This is a genomic window from Winogradskyella echinorum, from assembly GCF_014297365.1.
Lineage (GTDB): Bacteria > Bacteroidota > Bacteroidia > Flavobacteriales > Flavobacteriaceae > Winogradskyella > Winogradskyella echinorum.
On record NZ_JACOQD010000002.1, the window covers coordinates 800,177 to 822,044 of the forward strand.

22 protein-coding genes are annotated in these 21,868 nt (G+C 31.3%); 13 read left to right on the plus strand and 9 right to left on the minus strand.

Translation table 11 applies throughout. The features are described from left to right. Nucleotides 1–63 precede the first annotated feature (63 nt). The 4 genes from H8K90_RS10700 (at nt 64) to H8K90_RS10715 (ending at nt 3,406) form a co-directional block, all read left to right on the plus strand. Nucleotides 64–855: a helix-turn-helix domain-containing protein gene (locus tag H8K90_RS10700; protein ID WP_222611344.1), complete on the plus strand. Its 792-nt coding sequence runs from the start codon at nt 64–66 to the stop codon at nt 853–855. Between the two features lie 64 nt (nt 856–919). Further along, entirely contained in the window at nt 920–2,314 is a 1,395-nt protein-coding gene (locus tag H8K90_RS10705; RefSeq protein WP_186845951.1) for a serine hydrolase domain-containing protein, read from the plus strand. An 86-nt stretch (nt 2,315–2,400) separates the two neighbouring features. Next, nucleotides 2,401–2,757 carry a bleomycin resistance protein gene (locus tag H8K90_RS10710; protein WP_186845952.1) on the plus strand — a complete coding sequence of 119 codons (357 nt, stop codon included), beginning with the start codon at nt 2,401–2,403 and terminating at the stop codon, nt 2,755–2,757. 13 nt (nt 2,758–2,770) lie between these two features. Further along, nucleotides 2,771–3,406 (plus strand): hypothetical protein, encoded by a 636-nt coding sequence (locus tag H8K90_RS10715; RefSeq protein WP_186845953.1) that lies wholly within the window; start codon nt 2,771–2,773, stop codon nt 3,404–3,406. 17 nt (nt 3,407–3,423) lie between these two features. Here H8K90_RS10715 and H8K90_RS10720 read toward each other — a convergent pair whose 3' ends face one another. After that, nucleotides 3,424–4,035 carry a trimeric intracellular cation channel family protein gene (locus H8K90_RS10720; protein WP_186845954.1) on the minus strand — a complete coding sequence of 204 codons (612 nt, stop codon included), beginning with the start codon at nt 4,033–4,035 and terminating at the stop codon, nt 3,424–3,426. A gap of 129 nt (nt 4,036–4,164) precedes the next feature. After that, nucleotides 4,165–4,890, minus strand: coding sequence for an RDD family protein (locus tag H8K90_RS10725; RefSeq protein WP_186845955.1), 726 nt, complete (start codon nt 4,888–4,890; stop codon nt 4,165–4,167). 35 nt (nt 4,891–4,925) lie between these two features. Between H8K90_RS10725 and H8K90_RS10730 the strand changes: the two genes are divergently transcribed. The 7 genes from H8K90_RS10730 to H8K90_RS10760 all read left to right on the plus strand — a co-directional run bounded on the left by H8K90_RS10730 (nt 4,926) and on the right by H8K90_RS10760 (nt 11,785). After that, complete coding sequence (locus tag H8K90_RS10730; RefSeq protein ID WP_186845956.1) at nt 4,926–5,933, plus strand: stage II sporulation protein M; 1,008 nt, start codon at nt 4,926–4,928, stop codon at nt 5,931–5,933. Next, nucleotides 5,930–6,850, plus strand: coding sequence for a cation-translocating P-type ATPase (locus H8K90_RS10735; RefSeq protein WP_186845957.1), 921 nt, complete (start codon nt 5,930–5,932; stop codon nt 6,848–6,850). The genes H8K90_RS10730 and H8K90_RS10735 overlap by 4 nt, the downstream gene beginning before the upstream one ends. Then, on the plus strand, nt 6,843–7,571 hold the full coding sequence (locus tag H8K90_RS10740) for a DUF4129 domain-containing protein (RefSeq protein ID WP_186845958.1): 729 nt from the start codon (nt 6,843–6,845) through the stop codon (nt 7,569–7,571). Before H8K90_RS10735 ends, H8K90_RS10740 begins: the two co-directional genes overlap by 8 nt. Then, on the plus strand, nt 7,564–8,775 hold the full coding sequence (locus H8K90_RS10745; RefSeq protein WP_186845959.1) for a DUF4350 domain-containing protein: 1,212 nt from the start codon (nt 7,564–7,566) through the stop codon (nt 8,773–8,775). Before H8K90_RS10740 ends, H8K90_RS10745 begins: the two co-directional genes overlap by 8 nt. Next, entirely contained in the window at nt 8,775–9,839 is a 1,065-nt protein-coding gene (locus tag H8K90_RS10750) for an AAA family ATPase (RefSeq protein WP_186845960.1), read from the plus strand. Before H8K90_RS10745 ends, H8K90_RS10750 begins: the two co-directional genes overlap by 1 nt. A 53-nt stretch (nt 9,840–9,892) precedes the next feature. Further along, nucleotides 9,893–11,170, plus strand: a complete 1,278-nt coding sequence (locus tag H8K90_RS10755) for a DUF58 domain-containing protein (RefSeq protein ID WP_186845961.1) — start codon at nt 9,893–9,895, stop codon at nt 11,168–11,170. A gap of 192 nt (nt 11,171–11,362) precedes the next feature. Beyond that, nucleotides 11,363–11,785, plus strand: coding sequence for a DUF2141 domain-containing protein (locus tag H8K90_RS10760; RefSeq protein ID WP_186845962.1), 423 nt, complete (start codon nt 11,363–11,365; stop codon nt 11,783–11,785). A gap of 66 nt (nt 11,786–11,851) precedes the next feature. On the opposite strand, the gene H8K90_RS10765 is transcribed toward H8K90_RS10760, so the two are convergent. The 3 genes from H8K90_RS10765 to H8K90_RS10775 all read right to left on the minus strand — a co-directional run bounded on the left by H8K90_RS10765 (nt 11,852) and on the right by H8K90_RS10775 (nt 15,651). Beyond that, nucleotides 11,852–14,152 carry a FecR domain-containing protein gene (locus tag H8K90_RS10765; RefSeq protein ID WP_186845963.1) on the minus strand — a complete coding sequence of 767 codons (2,301 nt, stop codon included), beginning with the start codon at nt 14,150–14,152 and terminating at the stop codon, nt 11,852–11,854. Between the two features lie 2 nt (nt 14,153–14,154). Next, complete coding sequence (locus H8K90_RS10770) at nt 14,155–15,075, minus strand: FecR family protein (protein ID WP_186845964.1); 921 nt, start codon at nt 15,073–15,075, stop codon at nt 14,155–14,157. 63 nt (nt 15,076–15,138) lie between these two features. Further along, entirely contained in the window at nt 15,139–15,651 is a 513-nt protein-coding gene (locus H8K90_RS10775; protein WP_186845965.1) for an RNA polymerase sigma factor, read from the minus strand. Between the two features lie 132 nt (nt 15,652–15,783). Between H8K90_RS10775 and H8K90_RS10780 the strand changes: the two genes are divergently transcribed. After that, complete coding sequence (locus tag H8K90_RS10780) at nt 15,784–17,127, plus strand: hypothetical protein (protein ID WP_186845966.1); 1,344 nt, start codon at nt 15,784–15,786, stop codon at nt 17,125–17,127. A gap of 73 nt (nt 17,128–17,200) precedes the next feature. On the opposite strand, the gene H8K90_RS10785 is transcribed toward H8K90_RS10780, so the two are convergent. Next, nucleotides 17,201–17,680, minus strand: coding sequence for a Dps family protein (locus H8K90_RS10785; RefSeq protein WP_186845967.1), 480 nt, complete (start codon nt 17,678–17,680; stop codon nt 17,201–17,203). A gap of 105 nt (nt 17,681–17,785) precedes the next feature. Here H8K90_RS10785 and H8K90_RS10790 point away from each other — a divergent pair, with 105 nt between their 5' ends. Beyond that, entirely contained in the window at nt 17,786–18,724 is a 939-nt protein-coding gene (locus H8K90_RS10790) for a LysR substrate-binding domain-containing protein (protein ID WP_186845968.1), read from the plus strand. A 64-nt stretch (nt 18,725–18,788) separates the two neighbouring features. On the opposite strand, the gene H8K90_RS10795 is transcribed toward H8K90_RS10790, so the two are convergent. The 3 genes from H8K90_RS10795 to H8K90_RS10805 all read right to left on the minus strand — a co-directional run bounded on the left by H8K90_RS10795 (nt 18,789) and on the right by H8K90_RS10805 (nt 21,665). Next, nucleotides 18,789–19,820 carry a transporter gene (locus H8K90_RS10795; protein ID WP_186845969.1) on the minus strand — a complete coding sequence of 344 codons (1,032 nt, stop codon included), beginning with the start codon at nt 19,818–19,820 and terminating at the stop codon, nt 18,789–18,791. A 592-nt stretch (nt 19,821–20,412) separates the two neighbouring features. After that, complete coding sequence (locus H8K90_RS10800; RefSeq protein WP_186845970.1) at nt 20,413–20,610, minus strand: hypothetical protein; 198 nt, start codon at nt 20,608–20,610, stop codon at nt 20,413–20,415. A 230-nt stretch (nt 20,611–20,840) separates the two neighbouring features. Then, the gene (locus H8K90_RS10805) at nt 20,841–21,665 is read right to left on the minus strand and encodes a TIGR00266 family protein (protein ID WP_186845971.1); all 825 of its coding nucleotides are present in this window, start codon (nt 21,663–21,665) and stop codon (nt 20,841–20,843) included. Nucleotides 21,666–21,868: the final 203 nt, after the last annotated feature.

Sequence of the window (21,868 nt, forward strand, 5' to 3'; positions counted from 1 at the left end):
CACTTAACCACACAGATTTGAGATTTTAACTAAAAAAAATGAATCAACAACAAATATTGAAATTTGAAAAATAAAACAGATATAAATGAATTCCATCAACTTCCTATCCTTGATGGGCTAGAATTGCTAAATGCCAAATCTTGTACATTTAATTTCCCTTTTCATACGCACAACACATTCAACATTTCGTTGATTCTTAAAAACACTTTTAATACCAAACTTACCGATAGATTTTTAAAAGCACCTGTTGGGACAATTTGCATTACTAATGTAAAAGAAGTTCATGCTACACCTTGCGACAACCTAATTGGAAATTCATTTTTTACGTTCTATGTTTCGCCAGACGTTATTAGTAAACTTAACAACAACAAGAATGTGTTTTTTAAAGACAACATCATTTATGACCAGAGTATTTTTAGCGAACTTTATTATTTATCACTTAATTTCAAACAAAAGGATATTCAGTTTGAGGAGAGACTAAAATCTACATTAACTTCACTAATTTCAAAATATTCATATAACCAAGACAATAACTACAAAACAAAACAACTTTTTCAAAGTTTTATTAATAACACTTCTTTTGATGGTTTTTCATTAAGTAAAACAGCTTCGGAATTTGGAATAAGTAAGTACAAATTTATTAGACTATTTAAGCAAGAAACAGGACTTACACCCAACAATTTTATTCTACTAAAGAAAATTGAACAAAGTAAAGAAATGCTAAGAAACGGAAATCCGATATTTAATGTTGCTATCGACTGCGGTTTTTACGATAACTCGCATTTCTATAAAAACTTTAAACGGTTTATTGGAGTTAATCCAATGGAGTATCAAAATGCTTTCTTTTTAAGTTAGTGCAATATTTTACAATAGAAACGAATCTTAAATCTTCATCTTTGCTCACATAAAACCCAATAAAATGAAAATTTATCTTTCAATACTATGTGTACTAATATCTACTATTTCATTCTCTCAAAAAAAAGAAGATGCAATTAAAGATTTAGAAAACCAACTCGATTCTTTAATTACAAAAACAATGAAATTAGAACATATTCCTGGTGCTTCATTTATCATTGTAAAAGATGGAAAAACTTTGCTCAAAAAAGGTTATGGCTATACAACGTTAGGCAAAAATGCCAAACTGGTAAATCCCGATTCTACAATTTTTAGAATTGGCTCAATAACCAAAACGTTTACCACAACGGCACTACTTCAACTAAAGGATAGAAACTTGATTGACATACATAAAGACGTCAATCAGTATTTGAACTCTGTAAAAGTTCCAAATACGTATAGCAAACCTGTTACAGCATCACATTTAATGACACACAGTGCAGGATTTGATGAATTAAGAGGTAGAGTTGTTTATAAAAAAGACCAACAATTATCATTAAAAACTTTTCTCAATGGTAAACTAGTGCGTTTAAGGAAACCAGGAATCGTTTCAGCATACTCTACTTATGGTATTGCACTTGCAGGATTATTGGTAGAAGATATTAGTGGGTTATCTCTTGAAGAGTATATGAAAAAGAACATATGGCAACCATTAGACATGTCAATGACTAGTATAGAATTACCTAAAAATCTGGAAAATAATTTATCCATAGGTTATGAATATAAAAATGGAATAAACCTGCCAAAACCTTGGGAGTGGTATCATACTTTTCCTGCTTCCTCCATAAATAGCACTACTGCCGATATGGGTAAGTATTTGCAAATGCATCTTAACCATGGTAAACTAAAAAATATTGAAATTTTGAACACTGAAACAGCTTTGTCAATGCAGACACAACAACTCTCAGTGAATCCAGAAGTCTATGGTTTTGCATATGGTTTCTACGAGAAAAATCAATTTGGCCTTAAAGCCTATAACCATGGTGGAGATATGTTGGGATATAGTTCATTTATTACTTTAGTTCCCGAAATCAATTTAGGGATTTTCGTTGTTCATCATCATGAAAGTACAAATTTAAGAGCTAAGGTTATATCAAGAGTTTTAGAGCATTTTGGCACAAAAACAGTAACTAACTCCAATCCTGAAAGATTACACAATAATGTTTCGGAATTTGCAGGTACTTATAAATGGATGTCTAATTGTTATACTTGCCCAGATAGTAACCAGCAACCAACTTATAAAATTACAGTAAATGACGACCGTACACTTTCTGGTTTTGGTAGAAAATTTTATCAGGTAGAACCTCTATTATTCAAAAGTTATGATGGTAAAAGAATTATGGGGTTTCTACAATCTGAAGACGGAACTATTAAATATATGTCTTTAGGAAATGTGAACGCCTTTGAAAAAATAGAATAAAAACTTTTAACAACAATATATAAATTTAATTACAAATACAATCCTACCTCTTAATTGCTTAAATTTAAAAATCTAAAAAAACAATTATGCTAACGGCAATCCACCCTAAATTACCAATGAGAGATAAGAATGTTACTAGGGCATTTTACATTAATAAATTAGGCTTTAAAGAACTAGGAACTGTTGATTACGATGGCTATTTAATGCTAGCCAAAGACCAAATTGAAATCCATTTTTTTGAATTTAAGGACATCAATCCTAAAGAAAACTATGGAATGGTTTACCTTAGAACAGATAATATTGAAGGCTTATACCAAGAATTTTTAGACACGAACACCGTAATTCATCCAAATGGACCTTTAGAAACAAAACCTTGGGGACAAAAAGAATTTGCGCTATTGGATCCTGATAAAAATCTATTAACCTTTGGGCAAGGCTTATAAAAACTTAAATTAAATGCTACGATTTACAATAATATTTATGCTTGGATTAATTGGACACATTTCTTTTGGTCAAACCGATTCAACTGATGTAAAAGAAACTATTTCCAAGATAGACTCAACTAATGTTGATGCTTCAAAACACGGAAATTTGTTGTCTTATTTGTATGAATTACAGCAAATTTCAGGTGAAGATAACATTGAACATATAGATTCTACATCTGGTTATAGCATAATTATACCACTTTGGTGGAAAATAAGAGAAACACCTAATACAAGTTTATTTGGTGGTACATTTCCTGCCATAGATAATATTGAGAATGCCCTTATTTTTAAAGCATTTAATAAATCTGAGCACAAAAACATTAAAAAGTTTAGAGAATGGGTAATCGAAGATTACAAAATGGGTGACACTCCAAATTGGTCTAATAGTCATAAAGTGCTTTTAAAACAAGAGTTAGAAGATTTTAAAGATATTGGTAAAGCTTTTAAGGTTCAGTTAATGTGGAATGGAAAATTGTATTCTTGTTGCTATATAATTCTTGAAACTTCAAATTCATATTTATGGATAGATTTTACTGCTACTAAAGAAACTTATGATATAAATTTCTCTAAACTAAAAGAATTAATGGAAAATTATAAAACGCTATAAAGTGTCCAAATTTATAATCACTCTTCTTTTCTGTAAAGACTAGGTAAACTAATTTTAAACCTTACCGCCAACAACCTAACTAAAATGACTATTAAACCAGCAATTACAAAAAGATAGTTGCGATCTTCTAAAAACTCACGAAGTATAAAATAGGTTAAACCACCTAAAATACAGGCAGTGGCATAAATTTCTTTTCGAAAAATCACCGGAATTTCGTTACATAAGATATCACGTAACACTCCACCAAAACAAGCCGTCATTGTACCAAGTGCAATACAAATAATAGGATGTAAACCTGCAATTAAACCTGTTTCAATGCCAACAACTGTATAAAGTGCAATACCAATTGTGTCAAATAAAAATAAGGAACGCCTTAGATGTTTTAATTGATTTCTAAATAAAACTGCAAAAACCGTAGAACCAATAATTACATAGACAAAGGTCATGTTTCGCATCCAAGACACTGGCTCTACACCTATCATTACATCGCGTAAAGTGCCTCCACCAACAGCTGTAACAAAAGCAATGATAAGTACACCAAATGGATCCATACGCTTATTCATAGCGACTAAAACACCAGAAATGGCAAAAGCTATGGTTCCTAATATGTCTATTATTTGAAAAAACATACGTTTATGTTTATTACTTGTCATTCCGCACTTGATGCGGAATCTATTTTTATTTTGTATAACATCTTAAAACAAGTTTAGCTTAAGTAAAATTTACACAATTTTGCTTTTGCCAACCTGGTTCTCTGCTTACATATTTTGAGTATAGAAGTTGTAATCCTTTAAAATGGTGTCAATAAACTTAACGTCGTACAACTTAGATTCAATCTGCAAGGTATCGCAAATTTTCTTCTTTAATAGACTTAATGTTTTATAATCATTATTCTTTCTAGAAATAGTAAAAGCCTCTTTTATAATACGAACGTCCTTATCAGTGAGCTGCGTAACATTACTAAAAACAGGCTCATAATCATCACTAATTTCTTCAAGAATTGTACTAGAAATTTTGTGTTTTTTCTTTACACTAATAACAACAGTTCCTGCGGCAGAATCGCCAATACGCTGTTTTTTATCTGATAATAAGATACTTAAAATACCAATAGATGGTGTAAATATCCACAAATCAACAAGTCTTAGCATCCAACGCACAAAGAAATTATACCATTGTGTTGGCGAACCATCTATACTGACTACTTTAATTTTTAAAATCATTTTACCAATGGTTTGTCCACCAAATACAATATGGCAAATTACTGAATAGAAAAATGCTGGTAATAGAAATAATCCTGTAAAACCACGTTTGGTCCATGCATCTGACTCAAAAATCTGTGAGAATTCTACAAGATTCTCCATAATAGTTATATAGGTAATTAAAATAACACCATCAATTAAGAAAGCCACCATACGCTCACCTAAACCAATTAACTTATAATCTAGGTTAACATTTTGTGCTGTGTTAATTGCTAATTTGCTCATGGAAATGTATATTCGTTTTAAATATGAAATGATTTATGCGCGAAGCGTCTTTCGTGAAGCAAAATAAGGAAAAATGGATTGGTTTTGAAAACGCATTGGAGAATAATGCAAAAATAAATCCAGATGACTTAGCTTCTTACTATATACAACTTACTAACGATCTATCTTACGCTCAGACGTACTATCCTGGGAGCAAGACTTTGTTGTACCTTAATTCGTTGGCTTCGCAAGCACATCAAAAAATTTATATTACTAAGAAAGAATCTAAAAATAAAATTGTTTCGTTTTGGCGCGATGAGTTTCCGCTATTCTTTTATCAATACCACAAAACCTTACTCTACGCATTTTTAATTTTTATGTCTGCAGTTATTATAGGCGTGGTTTCAACATTGAATGACGATTCATTTGTGCGTTTAATTTTGGGAGATGCCTATGTAAATATGACCATTGAGAATATTGAAAATGGAGAACCAATGGCAGTTTACAAAAGCGGAAGTAATATTGGGTCTTTTTTGGGCATAACCATTAATAATATTAGAGTTGCTATTTTAGCATTTGCGCTTGGAGTGTTTTTTAGCGTTGGTACTATTTATGTATTATTTAGTAATGGTATTATGTTAGGAGCGTTTATCACCTTCTTTTACAATAATGATATTTTAGAAAAAACCTCAACAGTTTGGTTACATGGTACTATTGAAATTTCGGTAATTGTAATAGCAGGTTGTGCTGGTTTGGTAATGGGTAATAGCTTTTTGTTTCCGAGAACGTATTCTAGGCGTGTCGCTTTTATGAAAGGTGCTAAAGATGGTTTAAAAATTGTAGTGAGTACCATTCCGTTTTTTATTATTGCCGGTTTTATTGAAGGTTTTATAACACGTTATGGCGAACAAATGCCTTGGGTGTTAGCTTATGGGATTATTTTTGTTTCGCTGTTTGTTATCGTTTATTATTATATAATTTATCCTATAACGTTACATAAGGCTAACCAAGTAAAACTGGATAATAGAGCTTCTGAATTAATCCCCAAACCCCAACTCACGTGAACGAAAAGTATATAGAACTAAGAACAAGAAGTTCGTTTGGAGATATCATAAACACTTACTTCCTATTCTTAAAACATAATTTTAAAGCTTACACAAATTTATATCTTAGGTATAATGCTATCAGTATTATACTAACTTTAATTTGCTCTTACTTACTTGTCACAGGATTTATGGGTTTAGCAAGTAGAGATTTTAGATTTGGTATGGGCAACAACATTGCTACAGAAAGCTATTTTATTGCTGGTGTTATCATTTTGCTATTAATAGTATTTGTAACCTCATTAATTAACTATAGCTTTTCTAGTGCTTTTATTGCAGACTATGTTAATAATGAAGGCCATGTAGAATCTAAACGCATTTGGCGAAGTATCTTAAAAAATATTGGAACCATTATTGTTTTTATATTAATTGGTGCACTACTGTATATCGTTTATTTCATCATTTCTGGTATTTTAGCTTTTATACCTTTTCTAGGTATGCTTATACAGTATGGCTTAAGTTTTACCATGACTGCCATATTTGGATTAACCTTTATGTCTATTTTTTCATCTAACAAAGGATTTAGTGAAGCCATATCTGAAGGTTTTGATTTCTCATTCTCTAACTTTTGGCGCGTTATTTTGTATGGTTTAGTCATTGGAATCCTTAACTTTATAATTATGTCTATGCTATCATTAATACCATCAGTTATTATGGGTATTTATGTGTATTTTTCTGTAGATAGTGGTGTTGATATTGCTACGAGTGTTTTTTCTAAAATAGTGCTCACCTTATGGTTTACATGCTTTTTACTTGCCTTTATTTATAGCCAAGCACTTTCGCAATTGTCCTATGGTGTTCTATACTATAACCTTAATGAGGTAAAATACAATGTCTTTCTTCAAAAGAAAATAGATCAAATTGGTGTTAATGAGTAGCATAAAACTCAAACATATCAACACCATTATATTATCAACTTTTGGTTCTTCCTTAATATGGGCTCAAGATGTTATAGTAAAGCGAGATTCGTCTAATGTAGATGTTACTTATTTTAGAGACAATTTTAAGGACAGTTATTCTGGTGATGACTTTAACTATGCCATTAACGATACTGGTGGTATTAACCTAATGCAACAAATCCTTAGAAAATTCTTTAATTGGTTGAACGATGTTTTTGGCTTTGATATTGATTGGGTAGATTACCAAACATTAGAATACATTGTTTACGGTCTGCTTGGTATTGTAGCACTATATTTAGTAATTAAATTTTTGTTACAGAATCCTATAAGTTCCGTCTTTAAAACTGAAACTAAAGAAATTGAAGGATTTAGCTACGTTGAAGAAAATATAGAACAAATCGATTTCGATAAACTCATTAAAAAAGCCTTAAAAGACAAGAACTATAGATTAGCCACGCGTTTTCTGTATTTAAAATCTTTAAAGTCTTTAGCCAATAAAAAAATTATTGAATGGCATTACGATAAAACCAATTCGGATTATCTCAACGAAATAAAAGATGGTAAATTAAAAGATTTGTTTAGGCACGTCTCTTACATCTATGATTATGTTTGGTATGGAGAATTTCCTATTGACGAAACCAGTTTTAACAAAAACAAAGACGATTTTAATCAACTTATAAATTCAACACAGCATGGATAAGCGTTCTAAAATAGCGCTCTATATTATTGGTGCAGTCATTGTTTTTATAATGATTGCAGAAATCGTGAAGCCACAACCTTTAAACTGGCGCGATTCATTTTCTGCAGCAGACAAAATTCCATTAGGCTGTTATGTGCTTTTTAATGAGCTTGAAACTTTTACTGATGAAGAAGTTATTGCTTCAGAAGAATCTATATATCAATATCTCAAAAAAGTAGACCATACATCTCCAAAAACTTTAATGTTTATTAATAATCGAATTTATTTCGATTCTGAAGAATCTAATGCCCTAATAGACTTTGTAGAACAAGGCAATACAGTTTTTATTAGCAGTATTTATCATTATGGTAATGTTTTAGACTCACTAAATGTGAGTGTAGAACGACAGTATGCCAATATTTATAGAAAAGAGGCTGAAAATAAATTTACAAGTCCAAGTCTAAAAGCTAATAATCGCATATTTAAAGATGTCGTAGAAAACAGTCATTTCGTTTCCGTAGATAGCCTAAACACCACCATATTAGGCACAATAACAACTAAAACTGAAGATGATAATGATAACTTTGAGACCAATCCCAACCTTATTAAAATAGACTATGGAGATAATGATGGGCAATTTATACTACACACCAATCCCTTTGCATTTACCAACTATCACCTATTAAATGATAAGGAAGATTATGCAGCAACCGTTTTATCTTATCTGCCAAAACAGCAAATAATCTGGGACAACAATTATAAAAGTGGACGAAAAGTTATAACAAGTCCACTGCGCTATATTCTAGAAAACCAAGCTTTGAAATGGGCGTTTTACATTAGTATGTTTGGTTTAATTCTGTTTGTAATATTTAGAGGTAAACGTACACAACGTATTATTCCTGTGATTAATAAGCTAGATAATGCTACAGTAGATTTTACCAGAACCATTGGCGAGTTGTATTATCAACATGGAGATTTTACAAACATTATTGAAAAGAAAATTCAATACTTCTTAGAATTTGTGAGAACCAAATATTATTTAGACACCAATCAATTAAATCCAAGTTTTATTGAAAAACTAGCTGTAAAATCTAGTAACACAAAGGAAGACGCTAAGACTTTAGTCGATTACCTTGTCTTTTTAAAATCGAAAAAACAGCATACAGAGCAAGAGCTCATAGAACTGAATAAAAAAATAGAACACTTTACAAAACATAAGTTATAATGGAAGAAGATCAGAACATACCATCATCAGACAACTTAGATGAAACAAATCATAGTGAAGAAAACACAGCGAATGAAGTAACTGAAAACACTACAGAGGATTTTAAAAATAGAATTGACCTAAAACCACTTCAGGATAGTGTTGAACAGATAAAACAAGAAATTGCCAAATTTATAGTTGGGCAAAACGAAATGATTGAACTTTTAATCATTTCTATCCTTACTAACGGTCATTCTTTAATTGAAGGTGTGCCTGGTGTTGCAAAAACTGTGACTGCAAAATTATTGGCTAAAACTTTAGATGTAGATTTCAACCGAATACAGTTTACACCAGATTTAATGCCAAGTGATATTTTAGGAACTTCAATTTTTAACGTAAAAACCAGTGAGTTTGAATATAAAAAAGGTCCTATCTTTTCTAATATTGTCCTAATTGATGAAATTAACAGAGCACCAGCAAAAACGCAAGCTGCCTTATTTGAGGTAATGGCAGAACGCCAAATTACTATGGATGGCACACGCTACGATATGGAATTACCGTTCTTAGTTTTTGCAACTCAAAACCCGATAGAGCAAGAAGGTACGTATCGTTTGCCAGAAGCACAATTAGATCGTTTCTTGTTTAAGATTGAAGTAGATTATCCATCTTTAGAAGATGAAGTACAGATCTTGGTAGACAATCATCATCGTCAAGACACAATGGATTTTAATACTATTTCTTCTGTCTTATCCGCTGATGCCATAAAGACGTATCAAAACTTAATTAAGCAAATAATAGTAGAAGATAATCTTTTAAATTATATCGCTTCAATCGTCAATAACACTAGAGCTAATGCCAACTTATATTTAGGCGCTTCTCCAAGAGCTTCGATTGCTATTTTAAATGCAGCCAAAGCAAACGCGGCCATTAATGGACGAGATTTTGTAACGCCAGATGACATTAAACGTTGTACAAAAGCAGTATTAAAACATAGGTTAGTTTTAACACCAGAACGTGAAATGGAAGCTTTTACAGTAGATAAAGTTGTTGACCAAATCCTTGAAACCATAGAGATTCCGAGATAGTGAAACGCTTTTTTAAACATACCTATTTAACCTTTCGGTTTTTCCTTATAGCAATGGCATTTGTGGCATTGTTTATTTTGGCATATATCTACACAGGTTTGTTAAGTATTGTTTCCGCCTTGTTCTTTGTAGCAATAGGATTAGTCGTAGTCGACCTTATCTTACTATTTAAACAAAAGGGAATTACAGCATCTCGAATACTGCCTGAAAAACTAAGTAATGGAGACGATAATCCTATTGAGTTAACCATACAGAATCACTATAATTTCACAACCGATTTACAATTAATTGACGAGTTACCTTTTCAATATCAAAAACGTGATTTTGAAATCAACACAAAACTCGAAAAGCATCAAGAAAAAAAGATAACTTATACGCTTAGACCATTAGAACGTGGCGAATATTATTTTGGTAATTTAAATATCTATGTTAACTCACCTTTTGGGTTAGTAACTAGACGATTTCAGTTTGCTAAGGATGCTATGGTGCCAAATTACCCATCATTTTTACAACTGCGTAAATACATGCTTTTAGCCTTTTCTAATAAACTGTTTGAATATGGTTTAAAGAAAATAAGACGTATTGGCCATACCATGGAGTTTGAGCAAATAAAGGATTACGTTAATGGAGACGATATAAGAAATATTAACTGGAAAGCGACTGCAAAACGCAATCAGCTTATGGTTAATCAATTTCAAGACGAACGCTCTCAACCTATTTACAGTGTCATCGATAAGGGCAGAGCCATGAAAATGCCGTTTGAAGGCTTAAGTCTTTTAGATTATGCAATTAATGCAACCTTAGTGATTAGTAATGTAGCTCTAAAAAAACAAGACAAAGCTGGTATGTTTACTTTCTCTCGTAAAGTTGAAAATAAAGTTGTTGCAGAGCGAAGACCATCTCAGATGAACAAAATTCTGGAAACATTATATAATGTAAATACAGATTTTTCGGAATCAGATTTTTCTAGACTATATATTGATGTTAAACGCAGTATTACTCAAAGAGCTCTACTTCTACTCTACACCAATTTTGAAACCTTAGATGCTCTACATCGTCAGTTACCATATCTTCAAGCTATGGCCAAAAATCATTTGCTAGTAGTTATCTTTTTTGAAAATACAGAATTAGAAAAGTTGACTAAAGTTGAAGCTACAAGTACATTTGAAATTGTTCAGAAAACAGTAGCCGAAAAATTTATGTATGAGAAAAAGCTGATAGTAAACGAACTTCAAAAGCATGGTATTCAATCTATATTAACTACACCAGAGCATTTAACTATTAACACCATTAATAAGTATTTAGAGATTAAGGCTAGAGGGCTGATATAGTGTGAAACAAATAATCCATTAACAAATAAACGGTTCAACTTCTCAACACCTAACACCTAACACCTAACACCTAACACCTAAAATACAACTCATCCTATTAAAAATACAATTCAGTAACTGCAATTATTTTTACGCAAAGGTTTGTTGGATATTTGAATCATCAAACAAAAACAAACCATTAAATTCTATATTATGAAAAATCTATTTTTAAGTATCGCAATAGTTTTAACTTCAATATTTAGCTACGCTCAAGAAGAAGAAAAAGGAATCACAATTACAGTGACCATAGATAATGTAAAAAGTGACAACGGAAAAGTTTCAATGGCTTTACATACATCTGAAACCTTTATGAAAGGTGCAGGAGTAATGAATGCTGAAACCAAAATAAAAGATGGAAAAATAAGTATCACATTTGAAAATGTTAAGCCTGGTGAGTATGCTATTATGGCCTTACACGATGAAAATGAAAACAATCGTATGGATTTTAGAGAAAACGGAATGCCTTTAGAATCTTATGGTACATCTAACAATGTGATGGCTTTTGGTCCACCACAATATGATGACGCAAAATTTAAAGTGGAAGACAAAGATTTAGAACTTAATATTCGCTTTTAGACATAACTCTTATCAATCAATCAATCAATCAAAAAAAGCCAGCAAATTAGCTGGCTTTTTTTTGTACTACCAATAAAGTCTAAACATAAGATTAGGTGTTATACCAATAGAATATTTTTCTATGAGCTCAATAGGGTCGTCTAAACTATTGTTACCTCTATACTCTCTACTTATTAAGTTTTTTCTGTTGTAAATGTTTCTAATTGACAAGCCTACTTTTCCTTTTAACTTATGACGCCTAGACATTTTAAAATTATAGGTTGATGAAAAATCTAACCGATGATAAATAGGTAATTCGCCTGTATTAATACCATCGTTAAATTCTAAACCATCATCGCCTTGCTCTGCTAAGGTATAAGGCTTCCCAGTTTGCCATTTCCAGCCTATTGCAAACTGCAAATTATCTACCTTATAACTTAAAGCAGTCGAAACAGCATGTGTAACATTAGACTTAGAGTTAAAGGACTTACTATCATTAAGACTATTAAAATGACTTTTAGAGCGATTAAATGAATAACTAAACCATGTATTAAAACCATTAAATCGCTTTTTTACAAAAGCATCTAGTCCTACAACATTTTGTTGTCCAATATTAAATGTGCTATTTTCTGGATTTAAAAAACCAAGAGATAAAGCGGTTATATTTTTTAATTTTTTATAATAGGTATCTACATCAATACTCAATCCTTGTTTTGTATAGATAAAACCAGTAGACACTTGTTGACTATTACTTATAGGAAACTGATTTCCATCTGCTAATCTCCATACTCTATTTTCTAGAGACAAATCACTAATAATAGTTTCATCAATTTCACTAATGATTTGGTTCTTAATTTCACCTGTAGCTTGCCATTTCAAATTATCGGAAATAGATTTGTATAAAACAATTCTTGGCTCTAATCTTACGGCATCTAATTCATTGAAATAAGTGCTTCTTAATCCGAATGAGATATCAAAAAGATTAGAGTTTTTATAATCGTATTGTCCATAGATACTATGAGTTTGTACAATGCGTTCTTCAGAATCTAATATAAATGATAGGTCAGTTGTATTTAAAAAAGCATAGGCTACATCTTTTAGTGCATATTGATATCCAAAAGTATAGTTGTTTTTTTTAGAGGCATTAATTTTAATTTCGGTTGCAACTCCAGAATCATAGATAGTATTTCTTTTTTCAAAATCTGATGTTTGCTCACCATCTTCAGTTGTAATAAAATTATAGTTGAATTTATAATCAGAAAAATAGGCTGTTGTGGTTTGATTTATTTTAGTATTCCAATCTAAGCTCCAACCTATGCCATAGCCAAGGTTTTTAGTGTTAATTCTATCATTAAAATCTTTATTTGTATCAGTTTCGTTAGATGTATAATCTAATTGATTATCAATTGAAATAAAGCTAGTATAAAGACGATTATTGTTGTTAGGTTTATAGTTAATTTTAATATTATAATCTAAAAATGAAAAATCATTATTACCATTCTCAGAGTTATTAATCTTAGTGCTTTCAAATACTTTATACGCCAATTGATTGTAAGTAAACGTTTCTAACACATCCACATAACTTCTTCTTAATGAAGCCTGAATATTCAACTTTTCTTTAATAATTGGTAACTCAATAAGTGCATCTCCATTAATGCCATTTAAGCCCAATTCAGTTCTTAACTTATTGGATATTTTAGAACTAGAAGAGATATCTATGACACTCGATAAACGTTCTCCATACCTTGCATGCGACCCTTTATTTATAAATTTGATATTTGAAGTGACATTTGGGTTTAACGGTGAAATCATTCCGAAAAGATGGCCTTTATGATAAATGTTTATACCATTCCAAATGACTCTGTTTTGGTCTGAGGCTCCACCTCTAACAAAAAAACCTGTAGCCGTTTCATTAGGACTTAATACACCTGGAAGTAATTGTATACTTTCTAAAACATCTGGCTCTGTAAGACCTGGTAATATTCCTAATTTAGAAGGTAATAGCTTATAAGACCCTTCACTATTTTTTTCTATACCTTTTGTTAAGTAACTACTAATTACAACTAAATCTAACGTGTTTAAATTTATAGTTTCGCTTATAAATTGATTGATAACAATATAGCGATTGTTTAATATTTTATAATTGAGATTCGTAGTCGCTTTTATAGCATCTAAAACTTCTAAAAGCGTTCTTTTCTTCCTAATTAATGAAATTCGTTTTTTGTTGATATCATCATTTTTAAAAGAAAATAACGCGTTATAGGTCTCTTCTACTTTGGTAAATGCATCAGAGAGGTTTTCATCATTAAATTCAATGTAAAAAGCCTCTTCTTGAGAAAAGGCTAAAAATGGGAGTAACATTAAGACAAAGACATAGATTAACCTCATCTTTAATATCTAAGTTTAATGTTACGTTTTTCTTTTTCATCGTAGGTTATATCTAAAGCATCAAAGACTGTTTGTAAAGCCACATTGAGGTTATTATGTGGAAAACTGCCCGAGAATATTGTTGAATCGTCTATAGCATCAGTAATAAATTTAATATTGTATTGATCTTCTAACGCCCTAATTACATATTTAATTGGTACACTTTTAAATGTGCTTTCGCCATCAATCCAAGTTGGTTTAATAAACGTGGTAACAGAAGTTTCTGTTGGGTTACCATTAATTTTTCTAACACCATTGTTTGGAAGTAATATATGGTCGGACTCTAATGTCTTAACTCCCACTTTACCTTCGTAGCAAACCACATCAAAAAAATCGTTAGTAGCATTTACATTAAACTGAGTTCCTAAAACTACAACAGAACCATTATCAGTACTTACCGTAAACTTTTCGCCTTTCTTAACTTTAAAATAAGCTTCACCATCTAATGTTAATGTTCTATTATTTTCCCAATTATCTTCGTTGTACGTGATTTTAGATTTAGCATTTAAAACAACTTCAGAGCCATCTAAAAGCGCAATTGTTTTTGTTTCACCAAAACCTGTTTCGAATATTACTTCATCATTTCCTAAAAAAGTAAACAGGCCAAATAGTAATATTATGGAAGCTGCAATACCAATCGACCAATATGTATAGAGTGATTTTACCTTTGGCTTTTTATTATTAATACGTTCTTGTATTTTAGAATAAGACATATCAATAGGTGCTTCTAGTCCTTCATAGACCTCAACACCTTTTCTAATTTTAGAAAAGGCGTTAAAATCATCATTACTAACTAATTCTTTTAACTGCTGGTCAGAGATTTCGCCTGCTAACCATTGTGCTAAAAAAACATCTTTATTACTATCTGTATTCTTTTCTTTCATTGCGTTCTATAGTTAAAACAACTCACAAAATAAAAACCCTACTTACTAAGGCATTTTTTTAGCTTAAACATTTCCTATTTCTTTTCGCATTACTACCAATGCTAAATGCATACGCTTTTCTACAGCTTTTACAGAAATATTGAGCATTTCAGAAATTTCTTTGTATTTCTTTTTTTCAATTCTATTTAATAAAAAGACTTCTTTTTGTTTTTCTGGTAAACTAGCAATAGTTCTTTCTAACTTTTCTATAAATTCTTTTTCGAGCAAGATAAACTCAGGAGATTCATTGGTATCGCTTTTCTTATTCTGCTTTTCAAAGTTCTTAACTACTTTTTCATGCTTCTTTTCATTTATAAATTTATTGTTCGCGATTTTATAGAGATAACTTTTTACCTTATCAGGATCTACGCTTTTGCAGTTTTCCCAAAGTTTTACAAAAGTATCTTGCAGAATATCCTCTGCAATTGCTATATCCTGTGTTTTAAAAAAGAGAAAGCGTCTTATATCTTTGGCGTAAGTATTATAGACAAACTCAAAGGTTTTAGAATTACATATGTTGCGTTTATCTTTAACCATTTAGCTTTTAAATTATTGGTTCAAAACTATGAAAAAAATAATTTGAGAAAAAAGTAGGGTTTTTATTTGGTGAGTTGTATTACTACTGATTAACCTCAACAAAATAGTTTAACAAAAAAATTCTAAACAAAAATGAAAAATTTTAAACTTCTGATTTTTAGTATGGTAATGACACTTCTTGTCTTTACATCTTGTACTAATAATGAGCCTGTTGTTGATAATCAGCAAAACACTGAAGATAGTGAATCAATCACTACGACATTAAACCAATTGAGCCGCCAATTTGACGAATTTGGTAATCTAAATCTAAATAACAATCCAGCAGGTAATGTTGTATTTGATTTTTGTTTTGATTTTGCTTACCCATTAACCCTTTCTTATAATAATGGTACCGTAGTTACAGTAAATAGCTTAGATAATTTAGTAGATATTATGCTAACTTCTACGGAACAACTATATATAAATGGTATTGCTTTTCCTTTTGATGTAGAAGTCTATAACGACAGTACAAACGCTATTGAAGTTGAAACAATTAACAATGAAGAAGAATTTATTAACCTAATAGAAACTTGTAATTTTGAAACTAACCAACCTTGTGAGTGCTTTGAAAATTATACTCCTGTTTGTGTAGAAATTACAGATCCTTCAGGAAACACATTTGTTGTAACTTACCCAAATGCATGTTATGCAGCTTGCGATGGATTTACAGAAGATGATTTTGTAGATGATTGCGAAGGAGACTATAATTCTAATGGTAACGATTGTTATACTTTAGTTTTCCCTTTATCAATTATTACAGACGAAAACACAACAGTAACAGTAAATTCTCAACAAGAATTAGATGCTGCTACTTACAATTCATATTATTTTGACTTTGTATATCCTATAGATATTTCGCAAAACGATGGTAATATAATAACCATTAATACGAGAGAAGAAATTGAAGCTGTTTTAAATGATTGCTATGATGACAATAACCCTAATGAATGTGAAGAATGTGCTAATGAACCAATGGATATTGTATGTGTAAATATTGTACAGCAAGATGGTTCTATTTATACTTATGCTTATGATAATGCCTGTTATGCAATTTGCGATGGTTATACAGAAGCAGACTTTGTATTTTGTAATTCTGGTAACGATCTTTGCCTACCGAGTGCTATCTCTACGGCATTAACAGATCAATCTGGTTGGACTGTTAGTTCTTTCAATAATTCTAATGAATTAAGTGTACATGAAATAACATTTAATACAGATGGAAATTTACAATGGGAATCTGGTGGAACAACGTTTTCCGGAACTTGGTCTGCAGAAGAAAACCCAACATCTGGTAACATGCTTTCATTAAGTTTCTCTGGACCAGATTTACAGCAAGCAAGTGGCCAGTGGAGAATTGTAGAATGTAATCTACCCTGTTCAATAACCCTTCAATCTAATAGTGGAGACGAAATGACTCTTAGCCGCGAATGTGATTAATAGTTTTATATGTTAAAAAGAAATCCCTTCAGTTAATGATACTGAAGGGATTTTGCTTTTTTATTATTTCTGCTTAAACAGTTTCACCTAACCATGCCTTCATCATCCAAACAGTCTTCTCTTGCTCGGTTATAAAATCGCTCATCATAGAATTAGTTCCTTCATCATTGGCGTCGCCTGCACTTTCTAAAATAGAACGTTCCATTTTCAACAATTCACTCAAAGAATCAACGATAAGTTGTACAGCTTTTCCATCATTAGAGATATTCTTGCCAACTGGTACTTTAGCTGCTTTTGTGTAATCTTCAAATGTGTGCAACGGTGTTGCACCAAGCGTTAATATACGTTCAGCAATTTCATCTACTTTTACATTGGCATCAGTATATAATTCTTCAAATTTTTCATGTAAATTAAAAAATGCCTTACCTTTAATATTCCAATGAATCCCTCTTAAGTTTTGGTAATACAATTGAAAATTAGCCAATAAATGATTTAAGTCATTAGCTAAACTTTCTGTTTTTTTGGTATCTAAACCTATGCTATTTAGTGTCATAATTTGTTGTTTTTATTTGTTAATACAAATTTACGCGACATTTAACTCAATTAACTATAGTTTTTATAAATAGTTTTTATATTTTTATAGTCTAAATGAATACTTATGACAATCACACAATTAAAATACGCATTAGCTATAGCAGAACATAAAAACTTTACCAAAGCAGCAGAAAAATGTTTCGTTACACAACCAACACTCAGCACACAAATACAAAAGCTTGAAGACGAGCTAGATATCATTATTTTTGACAGAGGTAAAAAACCCATAGAAGTTACTGACGTGGGTCGTAAAATCATATTTCAGGCACGTAATATAGTTAACGAGGCAGATAGAATACAAGATATAGTAGATCAACAGAAAGGGTTTATTGGTGGCGAATTTAGATTAGGGATAATCCCAACTGTGATGCCTACTCTTTTACCTATGTTTTTAAATAATTTTATTAAAAAATATCCGAAAGTAAAATTAAAAATTGAAGAGTTAACTACAGAAGAAATAATAACCCGTATAAATGAAGGACATTTAGATGCTGCCATAGCTGCAACACCTCTAGAAAGCGATCATATAAAAGAGCGTCCATTATATTACGAACCATTTGTAGCATACGTGCCAACTAATCACAGATTAAGAGATAAAAAAACATTAGAGGTCTCTGATTTAGAGATTGAAGATATGTTATTGCTAGAAGATGGCCATTGCTTTAGAGATGGTGTTATTAATTTATGTAAAGTATTTAAAGGTCAAGAGGATGAACATTTTCAGCTTGAAAGTGGAAGTATAGAAACGTTGATAAAGCTTTCTAACGAAGGTATGGGAATGACGCTTCTACCTTATTTACATACTTTAGATATAAAAGAAAACTTAAATCCAAATCTTAAGCATTTCGCAGAACCTTCACCTGCAAGAGAAGTCAGTATTATTTACCATAAAAGTGAATTAAAAATGCAAATCATAGATGCCATGCACGATGTAATTTCTGGAGTTATACGAGGAGCTATTGCATTTAGTAATGTAGAGATTATAAGCCCTTTGGCTAAATAAGAAAAAACAAGCACTGACCTTTTCAAAGAACAATCAGTGCTTGTTTTAAAATACCTATAATCATTTAAAACGCATACTGTAAACCAACAGTTATTGTCTCTTTAGTTTTTAATTGCACTCCATTAACATCTTGTAATATTGGTGTAGCAAACTCAAAACCAAGTCTTAAATCTCTTAAGGCTCCGTTAGGTGCATAAAGGTTAAATCCTAAGCCTGAGTTTAAATAAGTTCCGCCAGAATTTTGTGTATCTGCAGTTATAACCATGTTTGGGTTTAAATCTGAATTAACACCTTCAATATCACCAACGATTAATCCTTCGAGTCTAGCTGAAAAACTTAACCAGGTTAACGCCTTTACCGCGAACCAACTATTTAACGCATAACGATTACCTAATCGGTAATCATTACTATTATCTCCAAGTCTTAAAAGACCTTTTAGTTGTGTGCCAAATGATAGGTTATTACATTGATATAAATAAGTTAATGCTATTTCTGGATCTAAAGTACCACTACCTATTTGCATTGGATAAGGTAAAATAACATCATTACCACTTGAGGCAGGCGTTACATCTTTATTTTCAATAGTACCAGTAGGAATCGAAACACCTATTTGCCCGTGCATTTGCTGTTTGTTCTTATTAAAAAATCGATAAAGCATAGACACTTTTGTATCCCCAAATCCTTTAGATTCTGTTGTAAATGTGCCTCCCATTCCTGTAAGATGATCCATTTCCATGCGAATATAATTAACCATTGCCATAAGTGTAATTTTATCGCTTGTTGCATACATTGCGCCTAACATATGCATATTCATTGGCATACTTGTAGGAGTTACCATATAATCACCACCATTAGACATTAATACGTTGGCAAACTCTTCATCATCTTTGCCTCTTTTTAAATCTTCCATATTCATATACATATAACGATAGGAAAACATCCAACCTCCTTTCTGATGCATATGATCACCCATTACAGAAATTGGAGCATGTCCATCTGGCCTACTACTTATCCATTTTTCTGTATTTTCTTTAATTTGTTGCGCATAAAGCGCCATTGATACCATAAAAAATATGGTAGATATATAATATTTCATTTCTAAAATTTATTGAATACTCCGTTAGAGTATAGACATAGCAATATGATAACCTATTTGGTTATAAACTGCTCATTTATTAGTATTAATATTTCTTGAATTTTTTAAAATGTAATTTAAACCGTTTGGTTTAACTAAAAACTTAGGATAGTTTTTCTGGTGGTTGAAAACAATTGTATGTGTAGGTACTTTTAAAATTTATTTCCTTTATCCAATCTTTCCTAGAATCAGTAAAACAAATTTTGTTAAACGCCTGATGGAAATCTAATTGAAAAAATAAAGGATAGAATGCTTCATAAACTAAATTGAAACTCTGCTTCTCTTCATTAGAGCTATTATCTACCATTTGAAGCTGTTTTGTTAAATGGCATTTGCCATTACATTTCAGCTCTGGTTTGTCTTTATTAATACAATAAGTCTCAATAATATAATCTATATTCAACTGATAATAAAGTACATTACCTACAAAATATATTGGTCTAAAAGCAAAGACAAAAAGCAATATGCAAACTACTAATTTTTTCAGTGTAATACTTTTTCTACAAAGATAATATTAGGCAATAAAAAAGCGACAGTTAAGTCGCTTTTTTATTTATGTTTTTAAATAAATTAAACATTGATTTAATTCTGGGTTTTGATTGATAAGGGACTGAATAAAAATTCTTAATTCTTCTAGTTCGTGAGGCAGTAAACGCTTTACTGCTTTTTGTACTTCCTTACAGAATAATGTCGCATCAAAACTAACTTTGCTAAGTACAGTTTTGGTGTACTCATACATTGCTCGCGCCATAGGTTATTTTTGGTTTTAGGTTTAACAAAATGTAGATTTTCTCTATAGGCTATTGTTTCAATTCAGTCTCTAAGTTAGAAAAAAAACACGTCAAAATTAAAAATCAGATAAAGTTTAACAGCATATTATGTTAAAAGATAAAATTAATTCGATGAGACCTATAAAATTTCAATGACAATTCCTACACTTCAACCAATTGATTGTCTTGTTGTTACCAATAAAATGTAGTTTTAAAAACGATTATCACCATCCAGAAAATCACCAAGACCTCCAAGAATACTGCCTTCACCTTTAGATTTTCCTCCTCTTGGTACAGATGCCAAAACACGACCTGCCAATCGGCTAAATGGTAAAGATTGTATATAGACTTTTCCAGGTCCTCTTAACTTTGCAAAAAATAATCCTTCTCCTCCAAAAATAGAATTCTTAATACCACCTACAAATTCAATATCGTAGTCTATGCTTTGGGTAAAACCTACAATACAACCAGTGTCTACACGTAAGGTTTCACCTGCCGCCAACGTTTTTACAGCTGTGGTTCCACCAGCATGCACAAACGCCATTCCATCTCCTTCTAATTTTTGCATAATAAAACCTTCTCCACCAAAAAGTCCTCTTCCTAGTTTTTTAGAAAACTCAATACCAACACTTACTCCTTTTGCTGCGCAAAGAAAAGCATCTTTTTGGCAAATAAATTTTCCACCATATTCCATTAGATCTATTGGCATTATTTTTCCAGGATAAGGTGATGCAAAAGATACATTACGTTTGCCTGTGAGGTCATTGTAAAAGGCCGTCATAAACAAACTCTCACCTGTTAAAATACGTTTTCCTGCACCTAATATTTTCCCTAAAAAGCCTTTATCTTTTTCTGAACCATCACCAAAAATGGTATCCATTTTTATACCATCGTCCATCATCATAAAACTTCCAGATTCTGCTATTACTGCTTCTTGTGGATCTAATTCAATTTCTACGTATTGCATTTCTTCTCCATAAATGCGGTAATCTATTTCGTGAGCATTTCTATCGTTATGATCTGGTAATTTTTCCATGATTTTCGTTTTAAGTTGATTTGTTTATATGTTGAGTAAAAGAGAAATTTGTTACAACACCCTATTCTTTTAATTAATGAGATAGGCACGATTTTACTTCGATACTTCAACTGTGCTTACGCTAAAGCTTCAGCGACACGCGTGCGCTCAGTACAGGCAAGCTTGGTCTAATAGCGTGTAATGACATTGGCTTTTTATTTTTC

Coding starts and splice junctions, on each gene's coding strand:
- H8K90_RS10755 (WP_186845961.1), top strand. CDS start 9,893: ATGGCATTTGTGGCATTGTTTATTTTGGCATATATCTACACAGGTTTG.
- H8K90_RS10775 (WP_186845965.1), bottom strand. CDS start 15,651: ATGGTTAAAGATAAACGCAACATATGTAATTCTAAAACCTTTGAGTTT.
- H8K90_RS10760 (WP_186845962.1), top strand. CDS start 11,363: ATGAAAAATCTATTTTTAAGTATCGCAATAGTTTTAACTTCAATATTT.
- H8K90_RS10705 (WP_186845951.1), top strand. CDS start 920: ATGAAAATTTATCTTTCAATACTATGTGTACTAATATCTACTATTTCA.
- H8K90_RS10800 (WP_186845970.1), bottom strand. CDS start 20,610: ATGGCGCGAGCAATGTATGAGTACACCAAAACTGTACTTAGCAAAGTT.
- H8K90_RS10780 (WP_186845966.1), top strand. CDS start 15,784: ATGAAAAATTTTAAACTTCTGATTTTTAGTATGGTAATGACACTTCTT.
- H8K90_RS10720 (WP_186845954.1), bottom strand. CDS start 4,035: ATGTTTTTTCAAATAATAGACATATTAGGAACCATAGCTTTTGCCATT.
- H8K90_RS10710 (WP_186845952.1), top strand. CDS start 2,401: ATGCTAACGGCAATCCACCCTAAATTACCAATGAGAGATAAGAATGTT.
- H8K90_RS10715 (WP_186845953.1), top strand. CDS start 2,771: ATGCTACGATTTACAATAATATTTATGCTTGGATTAATTGGACACATT.
- H8K90_RS10740 (WP_186845958.1), top strand. CDS start 6,843: ATGAGTAGCATAAAACTCAAACATATCAACACCATTATATTATCAACT.
- H8K90_RS10765 (WP_186845963.1), bottom strand. CDS start 14,152: ATGAGGTTAATCTATGTCTTTGTCTTAATGTTACTCCCATTTTTAGCC.
- H8K90_RS10770 (WP_186845964.1), bottom strand. CDS start 15,075: ATGAAAGAAAAGAATACAGATAGTAATAAAGATGTTTTTTTAGCACAA.
- H8K90_RS10745 (WP_186845959.1), top strand. CDS start 7,564: ATGGATAAGCGTTCTAAAATAGCGCTCTATATTATTGGTGCAGTCATT.
- H8K90_RS10790 (WP_186845968.1), top strand. CDS start 17,786: ATGACAATCACACAATTAAAATACGCATTAGCTATAGCAGAACATAAA.
- H8K90_RS10795 (WP_186845969.1), bottom strand. CDS start 19,820: ATGAAATATTATATATCTACCATATTTTTTATGGTATCAATGGCGCTT.
- H8K90_RS10785 (WP_186845967.1), bottom strand. CDS start 17,680: ATGACACTAAATAGCATAGGTTTAGATACCAAAAAAACAGAAAGTTTA.
- H8K90_RS10725 (WP_186845955.1), bottom strand. CDS start 4,890: ATGAGCAAATTAGCAATTAACACAGCACAAAATGTTAACCTAGATTAT.
- H8K90_RS10730 (WP_186845956.1), top strand. CDS start 4,926: ATGCGCGAAGCGTCTTTCGTGAAGCAAAATAAGGAAAAATGGATTGGT.
- H8K90_RS10805 (WP_186845971.1), bottom strand. CDS start 21,665: ATGGAAAAATTACCAGATCATAACGATAGAAATGCTCACGAAATAGAT.
- H8K90_RS10750 (WP_186845960.1), top strand. CDS start 8,775: ATGGAAGAAGATCAGAACATACCATCATCAGACAACTTAGATGAAACA.